Annotated in this window: 1 protein-coding gene; it reads right to left on the reverse strand. The window is 51.1% G+C overall.

Annotation, left to right across the window (positions count from 1 at the left end):
• Positions 1-638 (reverse strand): urate hydroxylase PuuD (locus A3751_RS17285; protein ID WP_197466452.1); only part of this gene is annotated, 638 nt, incomplete at both ends.

A 638-nucleotide genomic window follows, 5' to 3' on the forward strand; every position in this document is an offset into this window, starting at 1 on the left:
GAGTTTTTGCTTCATCGCGACAACCGTATCGAGTTCTTCAAGTACAACACCTGCTGGTGCGCCTGCAGCTTCAAACCCCGGCTGCGTTGGTTGTACTGCATGGCAGCTGGCGCAGCGAGCGGCAACGATTTCCATTGCCTTGGTATCACTGACGACCGTTGCATTTGTAGATGGAACAACCACTTTTTTGGTGTGCGCCATAACGCCCGCAAGTGCAACGAGTAAAAGCGCTGCAATGACAAGAATCATCGGTTTGAATTGACCGCGATGCCGCAAGTTGAAGAAATGACGCGCAAAGCCGGTAATAAACATAATCGCTGCCAATACCGCCCAGCCGTATTCGTGTGAATAGGTCATCGGGTAGTGGTTACTGATCATGATGAAGATCAGCGGCAGTGTGAGGTAGTTATTATGAGTGGAACGTAACTTGGCGAACGCACCGTATTTTGGATCAGGCGCTTCGCCGCGTTGCACCGCTTCAACCAGCGCACGTTGCGAAGGCATGATGCCGAAGAAAACATTACCCGCCATGATCGAGCCGATTAAGGCACCTACGTGGATGTACGCACCACGATCAGAGAAAAGCTGATCTGCCAGCCAAGCCATGAATGCTAAAAAGGCAAAAAGAACCAGCCCAA

The sequence above is a fragment of the Oleiphilus sp. HI0080 genome (genome assembly GCF_001635135.1).